General features: G+C 49.1%; 18 protein-coding genes. 15 read left to right on the forward strand and 3 right to left on the reverse strand.

What is annotated here, in order from left to right; all coding sequences use genetic code 11:
- Nucleotides 1-114 precede the first annotated feature (114 nt).
- The 9 genes from moaC to nagA all read left to right on the forward strand — a co-directional run bounded on the left by moaC (nt 115) and on the right by nagA (nt 7,505).
- Nucleotides 115-612, forward strand: coding sequence for a cyclic pyranopterin monophosphate synthase MoaC (gene moaC, locus DCMF_RS22905; protein WP_148136574.1), 498 nt, complete (start codon nt 115-117; stop codon nt 610-612).
- On the forward strand, nt 600-1,040 hold the full coding sequence (locus DCMF_RS22910) for an MOSC domain-containing protein (protein WP_148136575.1): 441 nt from the start codon (nt 600-602) through the stop codon (nt 1,038-1,040). The genes moaC and DCMF_RS22910 overlap by 13 nt, the downstream gene beginning before the upstream one ends.
- Entirely contained in the window at nt 1,033-1,524 is a 492-nt protein-coding gene (locus tag DCMF_RS22915; RefSeq protein WP_148136576.1) for a MogA/MoaB family molybdenum cofactor biosynthesis protein, read from the forward strand. The genes DCMF_RS22910 and DCMF_RS22915 overlap by 8 nt, the downstream gene beginning before the upstream one ends.
- A 120-nt stretch (nt 1,525-1,644) precedes the next feature.
- The gene (locus tag DCMF_RS22920; RefSeq protein ID WP_148136577.1) at nt 1,645-2,355 is read left to right on the forward strand and encodes an N-acetylmuramoyl-L-alanine amidase; all 711 of its coding nucleotides are present in this window, start codon (nt 1,645-1,647) and stop codon (nt 2,353-2,355) included.
- A 171-nt stretch (nt 2,356-2,526) separates the two neighbouring features.
- The gene (locus DCMF_RS22925; protein ID WP_148136578.1) at nt 2,527-3,021 is read left to right on the forward strand and encodes a methylated-DNA--[protein]-cysteine S-methyltransferase; all 495 of its coding nucleotides are present in this window, start codon (nt 2,527-2,529) and stop codon (nt 3,019-3,021) included.
- 45 nt (nt 3,022-3,066) lie between these two features.
- Nucleotides 3,067-4,470, forward strand: coding sequence for an AmmeMemoRadiSam system protein A (amrA, locus tag DCMF_RS22930; RefSeq protein ID WP_148136579.1), 1,404 nt, complete (start codon nt 3,067-3,069; stop codon nt 4,468-4,470).
- 9 nt (nt 4,471-4,479) lie between these two features.
- Complete coding sequence (gene amrS, locus DCMF_RS22935) at nt 4,480-5,343, forward strand: AmmeMemoRadiSam system radical SAM enzyme (RefSeq protein WP_236860096.1); 864 nt, start codon at nt 4,480-4,482, stop codon at nt 5,341-5,343.
- Nucleotides 5,344-5,411: 68 nt separating this feature from the next.
- A complete protein-coding gene (locus DCMF_RS22940; protein WP_148136580.1) occupies nt 5,412-6,368 on the forward strand; it encodes an aminopeptidase in 957 nt (318 codons plus the stop codon).
- Nucleotides 6,369-7,505, forward strand: coding sequence for an N-acetylglucosamine-6-phosphate deacetylase (nagA, locus tag DCMF_RS22945; protein WP_148136581.1), 1,137 nt, complete (start codon nt 6,369-6,371; stop codon nt 7,503-7,505). It abuts the gene before it with no gap.
- Between the two features lie 128 nt (nt 7,506-7,633).
- Here nagA and DCMF_RS22950 read toward each other — a convergent pair whose 3' ends face one another.
- The gene (locus DCMF_RS22950; protein WP_148134993.1) at nt 7,634-8,929 is read right to left on the reverse strand and encodes an IS110 family RNA-guided transposase; all 1,296 of its coding nucleotides are present in this window, start codon (nt 8,927-8,929) and stop codon (nt 7,634-7,636) included.
- A gap of 375 nt (nt 8,930-9,304) precedes the next feature.
- Here DCMF_RS22950 and DCMF_RS22955 point away from each other — a divergent pair, with 375 nt between their 5' ends.
- Complete coding sequence (locus DCMF_RS22955; RefSeq protein ID WP_148136582.1) at nt 9,305-9,796, forward strand: YajQ family cyclic di-GMP-binding protein; 492 nt, start codon at nt 9,305-9,307, stop codon at nt 9,794-9,796.
- A gap of 162 nt (nt 9,797-9,958) precedes the next feature.
- Here DCMF_RS22955 and DCMF_RS29375 read toward each other — a convergent pair whose 3' ends face one another.
- Nucleotides 9,959-10,123 (reverse strand): hypothetical protein, encoded by a 165-nt coding sequence (locus DCMF_RS29375; RefSeq protein WP_214658832.1) that lies wholly within the window; start codon nt 10,121-10,123, stop codon nt 9,959-9,961.
- Nucleotides 10,116-10,298 carry a hypothetical protein gene (locus tag DCMF_RS22960; RefSeq protein ID WP_148136583.1) on the reverse strand — a complete coding sequence of 61 codons (183 nt, stop codon included), beginning with the start codon at nt 10,296-10,298 and terminating at the stop codon, nt 10,116-10,118. The genes DCMF_RS29375 and DCMF_RS22960 overlap by 8 nt, the downstream gene beginning before the upstream one ends.
- Nucleotides 10,299-10,490: 192 nt before the next feature.
- Here DCMF_RS22960 and argC point away from each other — a divergent pair, with 192 nt between their 5' ends.
- From argC to carB, 5 genes are all read left to right on the forward strand, one after another.
- Complete coding sequence (gene argC / locus DCMF_RS22965) at nt 10,491-11,531, forward strand: N-acetyl-gamma-glutamyl-phosphate reductase (protein ID WP_148136584.1); 1,041 nt, start codon at nt 10,491-10,493, stop codon at nt 11,529-11,531.
- A 42-nt stretch (nt 11,532-11,573) separates the two neighbouring features.
- The gene (argJ, locus tag DCMF_RS22970) at nt 11,574-12,815 is read left to right on the forward strand and encodes a bifunctional glutamate N-acetyltransferase/amino-acid acetyltransferase ArgJ (protein ID WP_236860097.1); all 1,242 of its coding nucleotides are present in this window, start codon (nt 11,574-11,576) and stop codon (nt 12,813-12,815) included.
- Between the two features lie 98 nt (nt 12,816-12,913).
- Nucleotides 12,914-13,804: an acetylglutamate kinase gene (gene argB, locus DCMF_RS22975; protein WP_148136585.1), complete on the forward strand. Its 891-nt coding sequence runs from the start codon at nt 12,914-12,916 to the stop codon at nt 13,802-13,804.
- Between the two features lie 15 nt (nt 13,805-13,819).
- Entirely contained in the window at nt 13,820-15,007 is a 1,188-nt protein-coding gene (locus tag DCMF_RS22980) for an acetylornithine transaminase (protein WP_148136586.1), read from the forward strand.
- Nucleotides 15,008-15,034: 27 nt separating this feature from the next.
- Entirely contained in the window at nt 15,035-18,241 is a 3,207-nt protein-coding gene (gene carB, locus DCMF_RS22985) for a carbamoyl-phosphate synthase large subunit (RefSeq protein WP_148136587.1), read from the forward strand.
- The last annotated feature ends 37 nt before the right edge of the window (nt 18,242-18,278 follow it).

Raw genomic sequence — 18,278 nt, forward strand, 5'->3', positions numbered from 1 at the left:
ACCGAAGTCATTGTGGAAAATAATAAAGTTGAGTTGAGAAATCTTGCTTGCATGGGATATTAATCATAAACATCAGGAAAAATCGAGGGAAGCAAATGAAAAGGGGGGAATGTTTTGAGTAAATTAACCCACCTGAATGAGCAGGGCAGAGCCCGGATGGTTGATGTGAGTGCAAAAGGCGATACGGTAAGGGTTGCGGTAGCCAGAGGAGAAGTTCTTATGAACCTTCATACCTTAACATTGATTAAAGAGGGAGCGATATCCAAGGGGGATGTGCTGGCCGTATCTCAAGTGGCGGGAATTATGGGGGCGAAAAAAACCCCTGATTTAATTCCTATGTGCCATCCCCTGTTGCTCTCCGGGATTGATCTTTCTTTTTTGGTCAATGAACAGGAGAGCAAGGTGGAGATTGAGGCAACCGTTAAATTGACCGGAAAAACCGGGGTGGAAATGGAGGCATTAACCGCCGTTTCCCTGGCTGCCCTGACCATTTATGATATGTGTAAGGCCGTGGATAAAGAAATGATGATCGGCAATATCCGGCTGATAAGTAAATCAGGCGGGAAAAGCGGAGAATTCCGAAGGGAAGGTGAAGGGGCATGGGAAAAATAGTCGCTGTGTGCACCAGTGAAAAAAAGGGGACCCGGAAGAAAAACGTAGGCCAGGGAACACTCTTGGAAAATTTCGGCCTGGAAGGAGATGCCCACGGCGGACCCTGGCACCGTCAGGTAAGTCTTCTGGCCCTGGAGAGTATTGAAAAAATGCGCGCCAAGGGATTGGACGTGAACCCGGGTGATTTTGCGGAAAACCTGACTACAGAAGGAATTGAATTAGTGTCCCTGCCTATCGGAACGCAGATCCAGGTGGGGAGCCAGGTGAGGGGAGAAGTAACCCAGATCGGCAAAGAGTGCCACAACCGGTGCGCCATCTACTATCAGGCCGGAGACTGTGTGATGCCGAAAGAAGGAATTTTTATGAAAGTGCTGCAGGGGGGACCGGTAAAAGTCGGAGATACCGTGGAGGTGATATCCCATGATTAAAATAGGTGTCATTACCGCCAGCGATAAAGGGGCGAGAGGAGAACGGGTGGATTTAAGCGGACCCGCCATCAAAGAAATGGTGGCTTCTATCGGGGGGGAGGTTATTGCCTATGCCATTGTGCCGGATGACCAGATCCTGCTTCAGGCCAAACTGAAAGAATATGCGGACGAGCTGAGAGTGGACCTGATTTTTACCACCGGGGGCACCGGGTTTTCCCCCCGGGATGTCACACCCGAAGCCACACTGGCTGTGGTGGACCGTCTGGCCCCGGGAATTGCGGAGGCGATGCGGCTGGCCAGCCTGAAGATCACTCCCAAGGCCATGCTTTCCCGAGCCACGTCAGGTATCAGGGGTAAAACCTTAATTGTAAATTTGCCGGGAAGTCCGAAAGCGGTGAAAGAATGCCTGGAAGTGATTCTGACCGCATTACCCCACGGCATAGAGATATTGCGCGGCGAAGCCCAGGAATGTGCCAGACCATAAAAAGCCCTTAAGGGCTTTTATGGGTATCCGGGATCTTAGGGATACCCATACATTTATTTCGCTTCTATCTTTTCTCTTGCGCGCATAAGATAGTAACGTATGGGCAAGGGAGGGGTAGATATGCGCTTGATCTTTTTTCACACCGTAAAAATTCCCAGGTTCTTGATACCTGCATTAATTTTTCTTACCGCTTTGACTGTGACAGGATATTATTATATTTCGGCATATCTGCTGCACGCCGAGATTGATGCGATTTCCTGGTCCATCGCCAATAAGGTGATCGTGGTGGATCCGGGGCACGGTGGCATCGACCCGGGGGCGGTAGGCCCTTCCGGTTCCCTGGAAAAAGACATCAATTTAGCCATTGCCAAAAGACTTTCTTTGATTCTGAGCCAGGCCGGGGCAGTTGTTATTATGACGAGAGAAGATGACAGCAGTTTTAGCCCGAAGAAAAAAGCCGACCTGGATGCCCGGATCGCTTTGGCGGAAAAACAACAAGCCGATATTTTTGTCAGCATTCAGGGAAATGCCATTAAATCATCCCGCTGGACGGGGGCCCAGACCTTTTATCACCCCCGGTCTGAGGAAAGTAAAAAACTGGCTGTGTGTATCCAGCAGGAAATGGGGAGAATTCTAAAAAATACCAACCGGCTGGCCCGGCCCCATACGGGAGCCTACATTCTGAATCAATTAAAAATCCCCACGGTGGTGGTGGAAGTGGGCTTTATGTCAAACCCTCAGGAAGAAAAAATGTTGAATGATACCTATTACCAAGGGAAGGTGGCCTGGGCTGTTTATGCGGGCATCGTCAAGTATTTTAGTGAGCAGTAAATTAGCTAACTATCAATATTTTTAGTCAAGACTTTTACCCTACATTTTGTGGGGTTTTCTTTTTGGAAAGATTTTCTCATCTAAATAAAACCATTTATGTTTTTTGCAGGATTTTTTTTATCCGGGAAGAAGTGTTCTCTTAATTGATCCTGGGCAAAGGAGAGAAGTTAGATGGGAGAAAAAGTACAAATTTCCCTCAGCTGGGGTGTCATGGATGTGATATGGGATCAAAAGAAGGGAATCCGCTATCTGTCTTTACCGGAGCCGGCACAAAACAGTATTTCGGCATTAGAGGGCGAGATTTTAGCATTAAGAAATGCTTTAGAGGAATATTTTCAAGGGAAAAGGAGAGAGCTGGATTTTCCCCTGGACCTGTCGGGCCTGCCCCCCTTTCAACGGAAGGTGCTGGAAGCGACGGGAAAGATTCCTTATGGAGAGACCCGGTCCTATCAGTGGGTCGCTCAACAGGCCGGTTCCCCCCGGGCCTGCCGGGCTGTTGGAGGTGCCCTGGGGAAAAACCCCGTACCAATCTTAATACCCTGTCATCGGGTTGTAGGGTCCGACGGGTCGCTGTGCGGCTTTTCCGGTCCCGGCGGATTGGACCAGAAAAAGAGATTGCTGGAATTAGAAGGGATTAAGGTGGACAAACAGGGAAAGATAAAATAGGGAGCAACCGGCCCCTGAAAGAGAGAATTTTAAGGAGGTCTTGTGATGAGTATCCTGTGCGGATTAATTTCTCCCCACCCGCCCATTGTGGTGCCTGAAGTGGGAGGAGAGGAGTCGAGGCAAGTGATTGATACGGCTTCCGCTCTGGCGAAAGCGTCTTTGGGGATCAAACAACTGGATCCGGAGGTGCTGATTTTTGTCACGCCTCACGGTACGGTTTTTCAAGACGCTGTGGCCGTATCCGCTGTTTCTGCCTTGAGGGGCGGGCTGGAACGATTTGGCGCCCGCCATACCCAATTTGAATATGCCAACGATACGGAACTGGCAGAGGAAATAATCAGAACGGCAGTAAAAAAAGGTATTCCCGCCGTCGCTCTGGATCATGAACTGGCCAAGGAATATGGCGCTTCCCTCCAGCTGGACCATGGAATTACCGTCCCCCTCTATTTTTTGAACAAGGCGGGAGTGGCATGCCCCATTGTGCCCGTGTCTATGGGTTTTTTGCCCTTTGAAGAATTATATCAGTTTGGCACCGGAATCCGGGAGGCGGTAGAGCGGCTGGGACGCAGGGCCGTTTTCGTGGCCAGCGGGGATTTGTCCCACCGCCTGACTAAAGATGCTCCCGCCGGTTTCCACCCGCGGGGTCAAGAGTACGATCTATTACTGGGTGATCTTTTGCGCAAGCAAGATATCGAAGGAATATTAAAAATGGATCCAGGGTTAATCGAATGTGCCGGCGAATGCGGGATCCGTTCCTTTATCATCATGCTGGGCGCCTTTGACGGATATCGTTTAAAGATTGATGTGCTGTCTTATGAAGGTCCTTTTGGGGTAGGATATTTGGTAGCCCAGGTTACCCCGGAAGAGTTCAGCCCGGACAGGCAGCTGGCAGAAAAACTGTTTCACGAGCGGCGGAGCGTGGTCAAACACTTGCGGGCCGGTGAATCGGAGCCGGTAGCGCTAGCCCGCCGGGCCCTGGAGGAATACATAAAAAGCGGATCCATCATTTCCCCTCCGGAAAAATTAAACGGGGTGCAAAAACAAAGGGCAGGGGTGTTTGTGTCCTTGAAAAAACATGGCCAGCTGCGGGGCTGCATCGGCACCATTGAACCGACTCAGGATTCGGTGGCCCAAGAGATCATTCAAAATGCCTTAAGTGCAGGAACCCGGGATCCCAGGTTTCATGCCGTCACGTTAAGAGAATTGGATGATCTCACTTATTCCGTGGATGTCCTGCATCCGGCGGAAGCTATTTCCGGACTGGAGGAGCTTGACCCCAAGAGATATGGCGTCATTGTAAAAAGCGGACGAAAATCCGGGTTGCTCCTTCCCAATTTGGAGGGGATAGACAGCGCGGAAGAACAGGTGGAAATCGCCAGGAATAAGGCGGGCATCCGGCCGGGAGAGCCCATAGAATTGGAAAGATTTGAAGTCGTCAGGTATTATTAGAGGTGTAGGATGATGCGGGAAGGCATGTATTACCAAACCAGGGAAGATGGATATACGGCGTGCGCATTGTGTCCCCGGGGATGCGTGATTAAACCGGGTGGGACTGGGTTTTGCCGGGTGCGCCAAAATCGGCAGGGCATCTTATATGCCTTAAATTACGGAAAATATACTGCCCTGGCTTTAGATCCCATCGAAAAAAAGCCTTTGTACCACTTTTTTCCGGGCAGCCTGATTTTATCGATTGGGACATTCGGGTGCAGTTTCCACTGCTCCTTTTGCCAGAATTGGCAGATTGCCCATGCCGCCACCGACGGGGAAGAGGTATCGCCCCAAAGGCTGGCCGCTTGGGCGGCAGAAGCGGCAAAACAAGGGTCCATCGGCGTGGCATACACCTACTCGGAGCCTCTCATGTGGTATGAATTTGTTTTGGAGGCGGCCCAAGAGGTGAAAAAGGCCGGGTTAAAGAATGTGCTTGTCACCAACGGTTTTATCCGCCCGGAACCTTTTTCTCGCTTATTGCCCTTTATTGATGCTTTAAACATTGATGTGAAAGGTTTTACCGGGGAATTCTATCAAAAAATTATCAAAGGGGAATTTGAACCGGTGCTGGCCGCCGCGGAGATGGCCTCCCAGGCGGGAAAACATGTGGAGATTACCACCCTGCTCATTCCCGGGTTAAATGACTCCGGGGAAGAATTGACCCAGTTGGTGGATTGGATCGCGGGGAGTCTCGGTCCGGAGGTGCCCCTCCATTTTTCCCGGTATTTTCCCAATTACCGGCTGGATTTGGCGCCGACCCCGATTAAGACGCTGGAGGCTGCACAAGCATTGGCACGTCAAAAACTGCAATATGTTCACTTGGGAAATGTTTGAGGGAGAGACGGAACCGTTGTACAATTTGATCAGGAAACATATTCTTGGGCGAAAGGGAGAGAAAAACCATGAATGAACAGCTAAAATCAGCGGCAGAGATCGCTTTGCTGCGCTGTATGGGTGCCAGACCGGAGGAAAGAGTGCTCATCGTCACGGATACCCACCTGCATGAGTTAGGTTATATTTTTTTTGAGATGGCGCAAAAAATAGGAACGGAAGCCTTATTAATGGAAATGCTTCCCCGCTTTTCCAGCGGAGAGGAGCCCCCTGCCGCTGTCGCCGCCGCGATGAAGGAGGCGGATGTGGTACTGATGGTGACGGAAAAGTCATTATCCCATACCGGGGCAAGAAGGAACGCCAACGCGGCAGGAGCCCGTGTCGCCTCTTTGCCCGGTCTCACCGGAGATATGATGGCACGGGCCCTCAATGCCGATTATGAACAGATCCGTCTTTTAAGTACAGAGATCAGTAAGTTATTGACGAAAGGCCGGACGGCGAGATTGACTTCTCCTGCCGGGACGGATATCGTTTTCGGACTGGGAACCAGAGAAGGCCACGGAGACACAGGAATCTACCAGGAAAAAGGGATGTTCGGAAATCTTCCCGCCGGCGAGGCTTATATTGCTCCCATAGAAGGCAGTGCGGCCGGAATTTTAGTGGTGGACGGATCCATGGCCGGAGTGGGAAAATTAAGGGAGCCTATTGTGATCAAAGTGGCAAAGGGATATGCCATCGATATCAGCGGAGGAGAAGAAGCCCGTCAGCTTAACCTGCTTTTGGAGCCCCACGGCCGGGATGCCCGGAACATTGCGGAATTGGGGATTGGTACCAATCACCAGGCCCGGCTTACCGGGGCGGTGCTGGAGGATGAAAAGGTCTTGGGTACGGTACACGTAGCTTTAGGTGACAACCATACCATCGGGGGTGTGGTGGAAGTATCCAGCCATTTGGATGGTATTGTTTTGCAGCCCACCTTGGAGATTGATGGCGATGTTCTGCTCAAAGACGGGCAGATGATCAAATAAATGAGGCTGGTCATCGGTAATGTTTCTCTGGTCTTGCCGGGAGAAGTAATTTCCGGCCAGGAAATAGTAATAGAAGACGGATTGATGATGGATTACGGATGCACCGGCAAATTTTCCGGTGTAAAATGGGATGGAGAAGGAGGATTTTTGCTTCCCGGCCTGCTGGATCTACACGTCCATGGGGCCATGGGGTACCACTTTTCCGACGGGGCAGGATGGGAAAAAATATTGGCTCACCATTTAAAGGGAGGGACCACCGGCTTACTGGCCACTACCCTTTCCGGCCGGCCGGATGAGTGGCAGGCGGCCGCCCACACCGCAAAGGCCGGGAGAGAGAATTTGCCGGATATTCTAGGCATCCACATGGAAGGGCCTTTGATCAATCCCCAAAATGCCGGCATCCATCAAGGCCACAGGCTGGGCAGGGAACTGCTGCCTGAGGTAAAAAAATTCATTGAAGAGAATCACCCCCTGGTCAAATTGATCACGCTGGCCCCGGAATTGCCGGGCATGGATTTATTTATACCCTGGCTGGAGGAGAAAAAGATTGTGGTCAGTGTAGGCCATTCCCAAGCTGATCTTTCCGCTTTTGAAGATCATATCAGGTCCTGCCTGACCCGAGCCACCCATATTTTTAATGCCATGGCCCCTTTTCATCACCGGAATCCGGGTGTGGCCGGCGCATGTTTGCTGAACCCCAAAATCACCGTGGAAGCGATTGCGGACGGCATTCATCTGCATCCGGACACCGTCCGTCTGGTTTTCGCACTCAAAGGATACGATAAGATGTCTCTGGTCACGGATGCGGTAGCTTTAAGCGGGTTACCGGAAAACAGCAGGGGTAAAATGGGGCATCAAGAGGTGCGGCTGGCAGGGAACGGGGTTTATGACCGGGAAGGAAATCTGGCCGGCACAAATCTGACCATGATGGAGGCAGTAAAAAATACGGTGCAGTATACGGGTTGCCCTCTATGGCAGGCGGTTTATATGGCCAGCGTCAATCCGGCTAAAACCTTGGGCATTTTCCACCGGGTGGGATCCATTGACAGGGGCAAACAAGCGGATTTGGTTTTAATCGATAAAAGCTTTCAAGTAAAAAAGGTGTGGATGAAAGGACAGCTGGTTTTTTCTAATTAAGAAAGACATCTGGTGATATGTCAAGACAATATCTAAATATTCTTGTCTTGGGTTTTGTAAAAAAGGGTATAGCAAACAAACCCGTCCTTAAAAGCATCAAAAAAACAGGACTAAAGGTTTGTATTTAGTTAAGTGGTTGCTTCAACAGCTCCTCTCGTTGAAATATAGAGTTGATTATTGCGTAGCAGTGCATAAATCAACCTGACAAGTTTTCGTGAAGTCAGTGCGAGTGCTCTTTTATGCTGGAAGCGAGTCGCTTCATTACGTTTTTTATGGTAGAAAGCTGTGTATTCGGGATTATGGTTTTTGATTAAACTCATAACGGCTTCGCCCAAATAATAGCGAAGATACTTATTACCTGATTTAGTCATGTAAGTAATATCGCTGGTAAGGCGTCCGGATTGCTTTTTACGCCATGTAAGCCCAGCAAACTTTGCCAGCTTTTCTTCCGATTTGAAACGGTCAATAAAACCAATTTCAGCGATAATACCGGCAGAAATCACAGGCCCAAAGCCAGGTATTGACAGAAGACATTGATAGCCGTTGCTTGATAAACCTTTTACTGCTTTTTCAATAGCAGAATCAATTGTCTTAATTTCCTTCTCAAAAGACTTAATGCAGTTAAAGGAAGCAGCAATCGCAGCGTTTAGCGGTTCATACTGCGCTTTATCCAAACGGTAGGAATCACGTGCAGCACGTTGAAGCAGCTTAGCCTTGGCTTCAGGATCAGAAAAACGGCTTTTACCTTTTTCGCAGAGAAAATCAATAAGTTCTTCTACTGGAGCATATGCAATTTCATCCGGTGATAAATAGTCAGTTAGAACTGCAACAGAAGTTGCACCAAACCTATTGGAAAAAGGATTATCTTCTTTATCTCTTGGATTAAGGACAGCTAGTTCGCTGAATTTAATAAAAATGTTGGTAAGGATATAGGACTTTTCCCTAGCGAGGCTCTCAACCAAATGAAGTCTTACTCTGGTTAGTCGTTGTAGGGCAACGAAAGCAGAACCATTAAAGGGCTCAGAGGTAATCTTGCCGGTTCTTGCAAAATCGGCAATACCATAGGCATCGTTGGGGTCAGTCTTATCCATATCTACAAAAGTATTCTGATAGGCACTTGTCACCTTGGGATTCAGGCAGTAAACCTTGATATTCAAAGCTGCCAGCTCCGGCGACTGAAAAAGATAATTGCAAAGGTGGAAGCTGTAGAAAGAAGTAGCTTCCATTGCAGTGACCACATGAGTAGCTTTGGAAGAAACTGCTGTACGAAGGATCTCCGAAGTGATCAATGAAGCTCCAGATAAATTGTTGTTAAAAGAAACAGAAGCCAGTTGATTTCCAAAGAAGTCAAGAATGACAGCATGGTGAGCGCGTAAGCTCACATCTATACCGATAAAGAGTGTTGATAGCAATTGCTTTTTCATGGTAACACCACCTTTCGTAAGAGAATATTGGAATTACCAAAAGGAGCCTCCTTGGTTCAAATGCATCAACACCCTCGCACAAATCAGAACTCTGTCTGTTGGCTGTCATGCCGGCTGCTACCCACAGCGCCAAGCAGGCAGGAACAACACCTGGGTTTGAAGTTAACAAATTGAACAAGGGAACAGTCTTTCTTTGAAGTCACCATACGGTGCAACAGGATGAATAAGAACTAACCTTTCTGTAACCCGAAGAAAATTATACTTCAAGAAGACCCCTTCTGATAATTCCAATTCAGTTTTCTTATGCAGTCATTTATGGATTGGAATTATAACTAGAAAAATGACTGTAAATATATAATACGAGGATGGATAATTGTGGCGAAAGATGAGTCTTTTGATATCGTGTCCAGAGTAAACATGCAAGAGGTAGACAATGCGGTTAATCAAACGAAAAAAGAAATTTCCCAGCGATATGATTTTAAAAACAGTAAAGCACAGGTAAACATTGAGGATAACGGGATCAAAATCATTGCGGAGGATGATTTCAAACTCAAGAGCATTATTGATATTCTGGAAACGAGACTGATCAATCGAAAGGTTGCGGTGAAGAATTTGGACTTCGGAAAGGCGGAGGAGGCCAGCGGCGGCATGCTGCGCCAGATCATCAAAATCCAGCAGGGCATTGAAACGGAAAAGGCAAAACAGATTGTCAAGGATATTAAAAATCTGAAATTAAAAGTACAGGGACAAATTATGGAGGACCAGGTCCGGGTATCGGGCAAAAGCAGGGATGACCTGCAGGCAGTGATTCAATTTCTCAAGCAAAAAGATTATAATTTGGAATTGCAGTTTATCAATTACCGGTAATCAAATTCATGCGGACAAATATATGATTGAGGATACGCAAAAAGGGCTAAAAGCCCTTTTTTGTACTTTCAGAATTTATAAGTTTTAAAAGGTTGAAAGTATAAGTGCAACTAAGGCTTGCGCCGTCGCCAGAGGCTTGGCGCAAGCCAAGTTTTCTAATAATTAAAGGTTGCCCAGAAAAGCCTTTTCCATGCTTTTAAGGCCGATCCGGTCTTTGGATCTCTTCGGGCATCCCTTGGGGAATTTTCTTGCTCCGGGTGGACGAAGATCCAGATCACATTCCCCGGTGCCCAAACGAAAAGGACAGTCACATAACATGTCATGCATGGCCCTGATCTCCTTGGTCCTCTTTGGTAATGTCTTTGGAGGATTCTTCCTTGTCCTCGTTATGTGCAGCCATTTTTATCAGAGGTTTTCGCAAAGTGGCGCCATTAAAGAAAAGGATAAATGAGCTGCTGATCAGGAACAGTAAAACAAAGGCAACAATGAACCACAGACTCATGAAGAAAAACCTCCTAAATTTAAGTTTAATAATAGTTTTTCCAGATGACAAAATTCTAAACTTTTTCGTAAAAATAATGTTCTAAAAACCGTTGATAAATTATACATTTACATGTATAATTATAAAAAGTTTTTAACTCTAAATTTGCAGAACGTTATTACAGGGGAAAAGGGTATCGAGGGGGAATGTGGCATGGTGAAAGTCAGTATCATCGGAGCTACCGGGTATGCAGGAGTGGAGCTAGTTCGTTTATTGGCGCTTCATTCGGAAGTTGAGTTGATGTTTCTCACCTCTCAAACATATTCCGGGCAAAAAATACAGGATGTCTATCCTCATTTGAGAGGATTTGTTGATAAGGAATTAAGAGAACAGAATATAGAAGAAATTGCCGAAGGGTCCGATCTGGTGTTTTTGGCCTTACCCCATGGGCATGCCGTAGCTGTTGCGGAAAAAGTTTTAAAGATGGGGAAAAAGGTAATTGACCTGGGGGCGGATCTTCGTTTCCGGGATACCAAAACCTATGAAGCATGGTACAAGGTTAGCCATGAAAACCCGGTTCTGTCCCGGGATGCCGTTTACGGACTGCCGGAAATCAACCGGAACAGGATTAAAGAGGCCCAGGCTGTCGGCAACCCGGGCTGTTATCCCACCAGTGCTGTACTGGCCTTGTATCCTTTAATCCGTCAAAATATCGTGGACGTAAAAACCATTATTATTGATTCCAAGTCAGGGGTATCCGGGGCCGGGCGAGGCCTGGTGCTGGGCAGTCTGTATCCGGAATGTGCGGAAAGCGTAAAAGCATATAATGTGGGAAAACATCGGCATACGCCGGAGATCGAGCAAATCTTGAGTGAACTGGCGGGAACGGATGTGACCGTGTCGTTTACACCCCACTTGATTCCCATGACCCGGGGTATTTTATCAACTGTCTATGCCGGCCTGACATGTGCGGCCAAGGATATAGATATAGAAGGGTTATACCGGACCTGTTACCGGGATGAGTATTTTGTCCGGGTTCAGCCGAAAGGGGTTTGGCCTCAGACGAAATGGGTCACGGGAACAAATTTCTGTGATATTGGGGTGGACATTGATGCCAGAACCAACCGGGTGGTCGTGACCGCGGTGATTGATAATCTAGTCAAAGGGGCCGCCGGTCAGGCGGTACAGAATATGAACCTCATGTTCGGTATCCCGGAAAAAACCGGCTTGGATCTGGTGCCCCTCTATCCATAAGAGAGGAAATAGGGGTTGGGGGACTGGACGGAGAATTAGAAAATGGGGGATGAAATGATGGAGATAAAAATAATTCCTGGTGGGATTACGGCGGTGACCGGTTTCATGGCAGCCGGTGTTCATGCCGGGATTAAAAAGAGCAACAAGGAAAAGCCCGATGTGGCGGTGATATTTTCTCAGGCTCCTGCTGCCGTTGGAGGCGTTTTTACCCAAAACCGGGTGAAAGCGGCGCCGGTGATCTTATCACAGAAAGTAACGTCGGCGGGCCGGGCCCAGGCGGTGGTGATCAACAGCGGAAATGCCAATGCCTGTACCGGTAGGGAAGGAGAAGAATCGGCCCAATTAATGGCCGACTGGACTGCCCGGGGATTAAGGATCCAAGAAGATCAGGTTATCGTAGCCTCTACCGGAGTAATTGGGCACCAGCTGCCCCGGGATATTGTCAAATCCGGCATTGAAAAGGCGGTGGGGGCTCTCTCGGCCCAGGGAGGGCATGATGCCGCCGTGGCAATCATGACCACGGATCTGTTTTGCAAAGAAATTTCGGTGCAAGTTCCCCTCGGGGGAGCGACGGTGAAATTTGGCGGTATGTGTAAAGGATCCGGCATGATTCATCCCAATATGGCGACGCTGCTGGCCTTTATTACCACCGATGCTTTGATTGAGCCGGCTGCACTGCAGCAGGCCATGAAAAATGCGGTCAACAAGTCTTTTAATATGATTACCGTGGACGGGGATACCAGCACTAATGATATGGCGGTAGTGCTGGCCAACGGTGCCGCCCGGAATGAAAAGATTACCGTGAACAGCCCCCTTTTCCATGATTTTCAGGAGGTTTTGGATTACGTCTGTATTGCATTGGCAAAAATGCTGGCCAAAGACGGAGAAGGAGCAACTAAACTGATTGAGGTCCATGTTAAGAATGCTTTGAATGAAGACGACGCCAGGACGGTTGCCAAAGCGGTGGTTTCCTCCAGTCTGGTGAAATCAGCCTTTTTCGGGGAAGATGCCAACTGGGGCCGGATTTTATGTGCGGCAGGATACTCCGGAGCAGCCATTAATCCTGAAACAGTGGATATTTGGTTGGAGAGTAAGGCAGGCAGGGAAAAAATGGCCGATCAAGGGACCGGACAGGTTTTTGATGAGGCCAATGCCAAAAAGATTTTGCAGGAAAAAGAGGTTCGGGTGGTCATTGACTTGCATCAGGGCAGTGCGGAAGCAACCGCCTGGGGTTGTGATCTGACCTATGATTATGTAAAGATCAATGCGGATTATCGAACCTGATCTGATCGGGAACCGGGATCCGAAATATACTGAAGCAAAAGATTGGTACAGAGGAGCAAAAGAGGATACCTTTTTGGGAAAGGAAAGATGACATCAACATGTACACGCCGATAGAAAAAGCAAATATATTAATGGAAGCCTTGCCTTACATACAAATGTTTCATGGCAAGACTATCGTCATTAAATATGGCGGCAATGCCATGATCAATGACGATTTAAAAAAAGCCGTGATGAATGATGTGATTTTAATGAAGCTGGTGGGTATGAATCCGGTGCTGGTACACGGCGGAGGCCCGGAAATAAGTCAGTTGCTGAAAAGATTGGATATTAAGTCCTGTTTTGTAAACGGTCTCCGGGTTACCGACGAGGCCACCATGGAGATTGTGGAGATGGTCCTGGTGGGAAAAGTGAACAAAGGAATCGTCGCTCAGATTAACCAGTATGGGGGCAAAGCGGTTGGGTTATCCGGAAAAGACGGCCAATTGATTGTGGCCCGCAAACAATTTGCCATCACGGCGGATGCTCATGGCAACGAAATAGAAGAGGATATCGGGCTGGTAGGGGAAGTGGAAAAACTGAATACCGATATTATCGATGCCATAGTGGAAAAAGGCTATATCCCGGTCATAGCTCCCATTGGAGTGGGCGTGAACGGTGAGAGCTACAATATTAACGCCGATACGGTAGCCGGCGACTTAGCCGTCGCTTTGGGCGCTGAGAAGCTGGTACTGTTAACCGACGTGGAGGGAATTTTTACCGATGTGGCAGATAAGTCGTCGATTATTTCTTCCCTGAGAAGTGATGAAGTGGACGGATTGATCAAAGAAGGAATTATCGCCGGGGGGATGATTCCCAAGGTCCAGTGCTGTGTCAAGGCCCTGGAAGGAGGGGTCAAACGCACCCACATTATCGACGGCCGTATCCCCCATAGTATTTTGTTGGAAGTGTTTACCAACCATGGCATCGGCACCATGGTGGAAAAAGCGTAAAAGGAGGCACAGGCGATGAATAATGAAGAAATTGTGGCGGAAGGCAAAAAATATGTCATGAATACATACGGCCGTTTACCGATGGCCATTGTCAAGGGAAAGGGAGCTTCTGTCTGGGATGCGGACGGCAAGGAATATCTGGATTTTGTGTCCGGCATTGCGGTCAATAATGTGGGCCACTGTCATCCCAAGGTGGTTCAGGCCATTGCCGCCCAGGCGGAGACTTTGTTTCACTGCTCCAACCTGTATTGGATTGAGCCTCAAGTCAAGTTGGCCAAGATCTTAGTAGAAAACTCCGCCTTTGACAAGGTGTTTTTCTGCAACAGCGGGGCGGAAGCCAATGAAGGGGCGCTCAAACTGGCCCGGAAATATGCCAAAAAGCATCTGGGCGAGGATAAATACGAAATCATTACCATGAAAAAGTCTTTTCATGGGAGAACGCTGGCTACGCTGACGGCCACCGGGCAGGACAAATTTCATAAAGGGTATGAACCCCTGCCGGAAGGCTTTCAATATGCTCCTTTTAACGATTTGGACGCTCTTCAGGAGGCCATCGGTCCCCATACCTGCGCGGTGATGCTGGAGCCTGTCCAGGGAGAAGGGGGCGTGATGCCGGGTGAAGAATCCTTTATTAAAGGTGTGCGGGAATTGTGTGACCGGCATCACTTGCTTTTTATCGTTGATGAAGTTCAGTGCGGGTTGGGAAGAACGGGAAAGCTGTTTGCATATCAACATTATGGTGTGGAGCCTGATATCATGACCCTGGCTAAAGCTTTAGGGGGCGGGGCGCCTATCGGGGCTTTACTGGCCAAAGAGGAAGTGGCCAATGCTTTTCAGCCGGGTGATCATGCTTCTACTTTTGGAGGCAACCCCCTGGTTACAGCCGCCGGAGTAGCCGCTCTGACGGCAATTCTGGAAGAAGGTATGGTAGATAATTCAGCGATGGTAGGAGAGTATCTGATCCATAAGCTGGAATGCTTAAGACATAAATTCGATTTTATTAAAGAAGTAAGAGGAAAAGGATTACTGGTGGGGGTGGAGTGCGCGAAAGAAGTGGCTCCCGTAGTGGCGTCCTGTCAAGAAAAGGGTTTGCTGCTTTTGAGTGCAGGACCCCATGTGCTGAGATTTGTGCCTCCCCTGAATATTACCTTTACCCAGGTGGACCAGGCGGTGGCCATCCTGGAGCAAGCATTTGACAGCTAACAAGGAGCATCGACAGGAGGAACAGCAATGCCGATCAAGGCTGGAATAAAAAAGGTGCTGGTGATCGGGTCCGGACCGATTGTGATCGGTCAGGCGGCAGAATTTGATTATGCCGGCACCCAGGCATGTAAGTCTCTCAAAGAAGAAGGGCTGGAAGTGGTTCTGGTGAATTCCAACCCTGCCACGATTATGACGGATGCCCATATGGCCCACCGGGTTTATATTGAACCTTTGGACGGGGAAACCCTGAGCCAGATTATTGCCCAGGAACGTCCGGACGGGCTGGTGCCCAACCTGGGCGGCCAGACCGGGTTAAATCTGGCCGTGGAACTTGCCGCTGCCGGGGTGCTGGAGCAGTACGGCGTGGAATTATTGGGCACTTCCGTGGCATCCATCAAGAAGGCAGAGGACCGGGAACTGTTTAAAGCCACCATGCTGGAGATCGGAGAACCGGTGCCGGAGAGCACCATCGTTACCGATTTAGATGCGGCGGTGGTTTTTGCCCGGACCATCGGCTATCCCATTATCATCCGGCCCGCCTACACCCTGGGTGGCACCGGCGGCGGTATCGCCAAAAACGAAGAGGAACTGTTGCGTATTTGTGATTTAGGATTAAAAAGCTCTTTGATTGGCCAGGTGTTATTGGAACGCAGTGTAGCGGGTTTCAAAGAGATTGAATATGAAGTGATGCGGGATGCGGCAGACAATTGCATTACCATCTGCAATATGGAGAATTTTGACCCCGTAGGGATCCACACCGGAGACAGCATTGTGGTGGCTCCTTGTCAGACCCTATCGGACAGGGAAAACCAGATGCTGCGCCGGGCCTCATTAAACATCATCCGGGCTTTGAAAGTGGAGGGGGGCTGCAATGTGCAGTATGCCCTGGATCCCGCCAGTATGAAATATTATGTGATTGAAGTGAATCCCCGGGTAAGCAGGTCTTCCGCTTTAGCCAGCAAGGCCACCGGCTACCCCATCGCCAAGATTGCGGCGAAAATTGCCGTGGGACTTACCCTGGATGAAATTGTCAATCCGGTGACGGGCAAAACCTCCGCCTGCTTTGAACCTGCTTTGGACTATGTGGTGGTGAAGGTACCCCGGTGGCCTTTCGACAAGTTCGGTTATGCCGACCGGTCCCTGGGTACTCAAATGAAGGCGACGGGCGAGGTGATGGCTTTGGACCGCACCTTTGAAGCCGCTTTAAACAAAGCCGTGCGTAGCCTGGAAATCGGCGTCTATGGTTTAAGGACCCGCGATTCTTTTCAATGGACGGAAATGGAAATGGAAGATCGGATCATCCGGGCCACCGACGACCGCTTGTTTGCCATTGCCGAGGCTTTTCGCCGCAAATGGACGGTGCGGGAGATCCATTTCATTACCGGCATCGACAAGTGGTTTCTCCACAAGATTAAGGATATTATTGCCCTGGAAGAGAGAATTCAAAAGGAACAATTTACTGCGGAACTCCTTCTGGAGGCAAAACGTCTCGGCATGTCGGACTATCAGATCTCCAAATTAGCCGGGATTCATACCCAGATGATCCGGGACATCCGGAAAACCTATCAGATGCAGCCGGTTTACAAGGTAGTGGATACCTGTGCCGCAGAATTTCAAGCGGCAACCGCTTATTATTATTCCACTTATGAAACGGAGAACGAAAGCATCCATTCGGAAGGTAAAAAAATCCTCGTACTGGGATCGGGACCCATTCGGATCGGCCAGGGCATCGAATTTGATTATTGTTCCGTGCACTCTGTGTGGGCCTTGAAAGAAGCGGGAATTGAGGCCATCATCATCAACAATAACCCGGAAACGGTCAGTACCGATTTTGATACTTCCGACAAATTATATTTTGAGCCCTTGACCCTGGAAGATGTCTTCAATGTGATCGACCAGGAAAAACCGGCGGGGGTGGTGGTTCAGTTTGGCGGCCAGACCGCCATTAATCTGGCCCCCGGCTTGGAAGAACACCAGGTGCCCATTTTAGGGACTCCCGTCAAGTTTATCGACATGGCGGAAGATCGGAAAAAATTTGAAGCCTTGCTGCGCAGTCTGGATATTCCCCAGTCCAAAGGAGCGGCGGCTACCGGAATCCAGGAAGCGGTGCTGATTGCCAACAACTTAGGCTACCCCGTATTGGTCCGTCCTTCCTATGTCATTGGGGGAAGGGCGATGGAAGTGGTGCACAATGAGAACGACCTCATCAACTACATGGAAAATGCGGTTCAGGTCAGTCCCAAGCATCCCATCCTGGTTGACAAATATATTTTGGGCAAAGAGGTAGAAGTGGACGCCATCAGCGACGGGATTGATGTCCTGATTCCTTCCGTGATTGAGCACATTGAGCGGGCCGGGGTCCATTCGGGAGACAGTATGGCTGTTTTCCCGCCTCAAACTCTGAGCCAGGAAGAAATAGACCAGATTATCGACCATACGGAAAAGATTGCCCGGGCCCTGCATGTGCAAGGTTTGGTCAACATCCAGTATGTGGTGAAAAACGGCCGGGTCTATGTGCTGGAAGTCAACCCCAGAGCTTCCCGGACGGTGCCTATTTTAAGCAAAGTCACGGGAGTACCCATGGTAAAAGTAGCCACCCAGATTATGCTGGGCCACAGCCTGAAAGATTTAGGCTACTCCGGGGGATTGTGGAAACAACCGGAATTTGTTACCGTCAAAGCACCCGTGTTTTCTTCGGAAAAACTTACCCAGGTAGATATTTCCCTGGGGCCGGAAATGAAATCCACAGGGGAAGTATTGGGCATTGACCATCATTTTGGCCGGGCCGTCTACAAAGCGATGCGGGGCGCAAAGATGCGTCTGGAGCCCAAGGGCCAAGTCCTGTTTTCCCTGGCCAAAAAAGATTTATCCGAGTCCATTGGCGTGGCTAGAGATTTTTTCGCGGCCGGATACCAGTTGGTTGCTACCGGGAACACGGCGGACGCTTTGAGAAAAGCCGGCATGGAGGTAGAAAAGGTGGATCTGGTTCAACACCTGGATGACCTGATGAAAAGAATTGCCCAGGGCGAGATTGTTCTGGTGATCAATACCCCGACGAAGGGGAAAATGATGGAACGGTCCGGATTTAAAATTCGCCGTACCGCGGCAGATTACCGCATACCCTGTTTAACGTCCCTGGATACGGCCCGGGCTTACCTGATGGCCGTGGAAGCAGTGAGGGAAGGGACGCCGGAGTGTCTGCCGGTCCAGCATTACGTAGCGTTACAGCAATGACGGGATAAAAGAGCTTAAAGCTTATTTTATACTTGTC

Source organism: Candidatus Formimonas warabiya (assembly GCF_002777255.1).
Classification (GTDB): Bacteria; Bacillota; Dehalobacteriia; order Dehalobacteriales; family Dehalobacteriaceae; genus Formimonas; species Formimonas warabiya.

Bases quoted from the DNA above. Each gene is read 5' to 3' on its own strand.
- DCMF_RS22910 (WP_148136575.1), top strand. From the start codon at position 600: ATGGGAAAAATAGTCGCTGTGTGCACCAGTGAAAAAAAGGGGACCCGG.
- DCMF_RS22915 (WP_148136576.1), top strand. From the start codon at position 1,033: ATGATTAAAATAGGTGTCATTACCGCCAGCGATAAAGGGGCGAGAGGA.
- DCMF_RS22920 (WP_148136577.1), top strand. From the start codon at position 1,645: ATGCGCTTGATCTTTTTTCACACCGTAAAAATTCCCAGGTTCTTGATA.
- DCMF_RS22925 (WP_148136578.1), top strand. From the start codon at position 2,527: ATGGGAGAAAAAGTACAAATTTCCCTCAGCTGGGGTGTCATGGATGTG.
- amrA (WP_148136579.1), top strand. From the start codon at position 3,067: ATGAGTATCCTGTGCGGATTAATTTCTCCCCACCCGCCCATTGTGGTG.
- amrS (WP_236860096.1), top strand. From the start codon at position 4,480: ATGATGCGGGAAGGCATGTATTACCAAACCAGGGAAGATGGATATACG.
- DCMF_RS22940 (WP_148136580.1), top strand. From the start codon at position 5,412: ATGAATGAACAGCTAAAATCAGCGGCAGAGATCGCTTTGCTGCGCTGT.
- nagA (WP_148136581.1), top strand. From the start codon at position 6,369: ATGAGGCTGGTCATCGGTAATGTTTCTCTGGTCTTGCCGGGAGAAGTA.
- DCMF_RS22950 (WP_148134993.1), bottom strand. From the start codon at position 8,929: ATGAAAAAGCAATTGCTATCAACACTCTTTATCGGTATAGATGTGAGC.
- DCMF_RS29375 (WP_214658832.1), bottom strand. From the start codon at position 10,123: ATGCATGACATGTTATGTGACTGTCCTTTTCGTTTGGGCACCGGGGAA.
- DCMF_RS22960 (WP_148136583.1), bottom strand. From the start codon at position 10,298: ATGAGTCTGTGGTTCATTGTTGCCTTTGTTTTACTGTTCCTGATCAGC.
- argC (WP_148136584.1), top strand. From the start codon at position 10,491: ATGGTGAAAGTCAGTATCATCGGAGCTACCGGGTATGCAGGAGTGGAG.
- argJ (WP_236860097.1), top strand. From the start codon at position 11,574: ATGGGGGATGAAATGATGGAGATAAAAATAATTCCTGGTGGGATTACG.
- argB (WP_148136585.1), top strand. From the start codon at position 12,914: ATGTACACGCCGATAGAAAAAGCAAATATATTAATGGAAGCCTTGCCT.
- DCMF_RS22980 (WP_148136586.1), top strand. From the start codon at position 13,820: ATGAATAATGAAGAAATTGTGGCGGAAGGCAAAAAATATGTCATGAAT.
- carB (WP_148136587.1), top strand. From the start codon at position 15,035: ATGCCGATCAAGGCTGGAATAAAAAAGGTGCTGGTGATCGGGTCCGGA.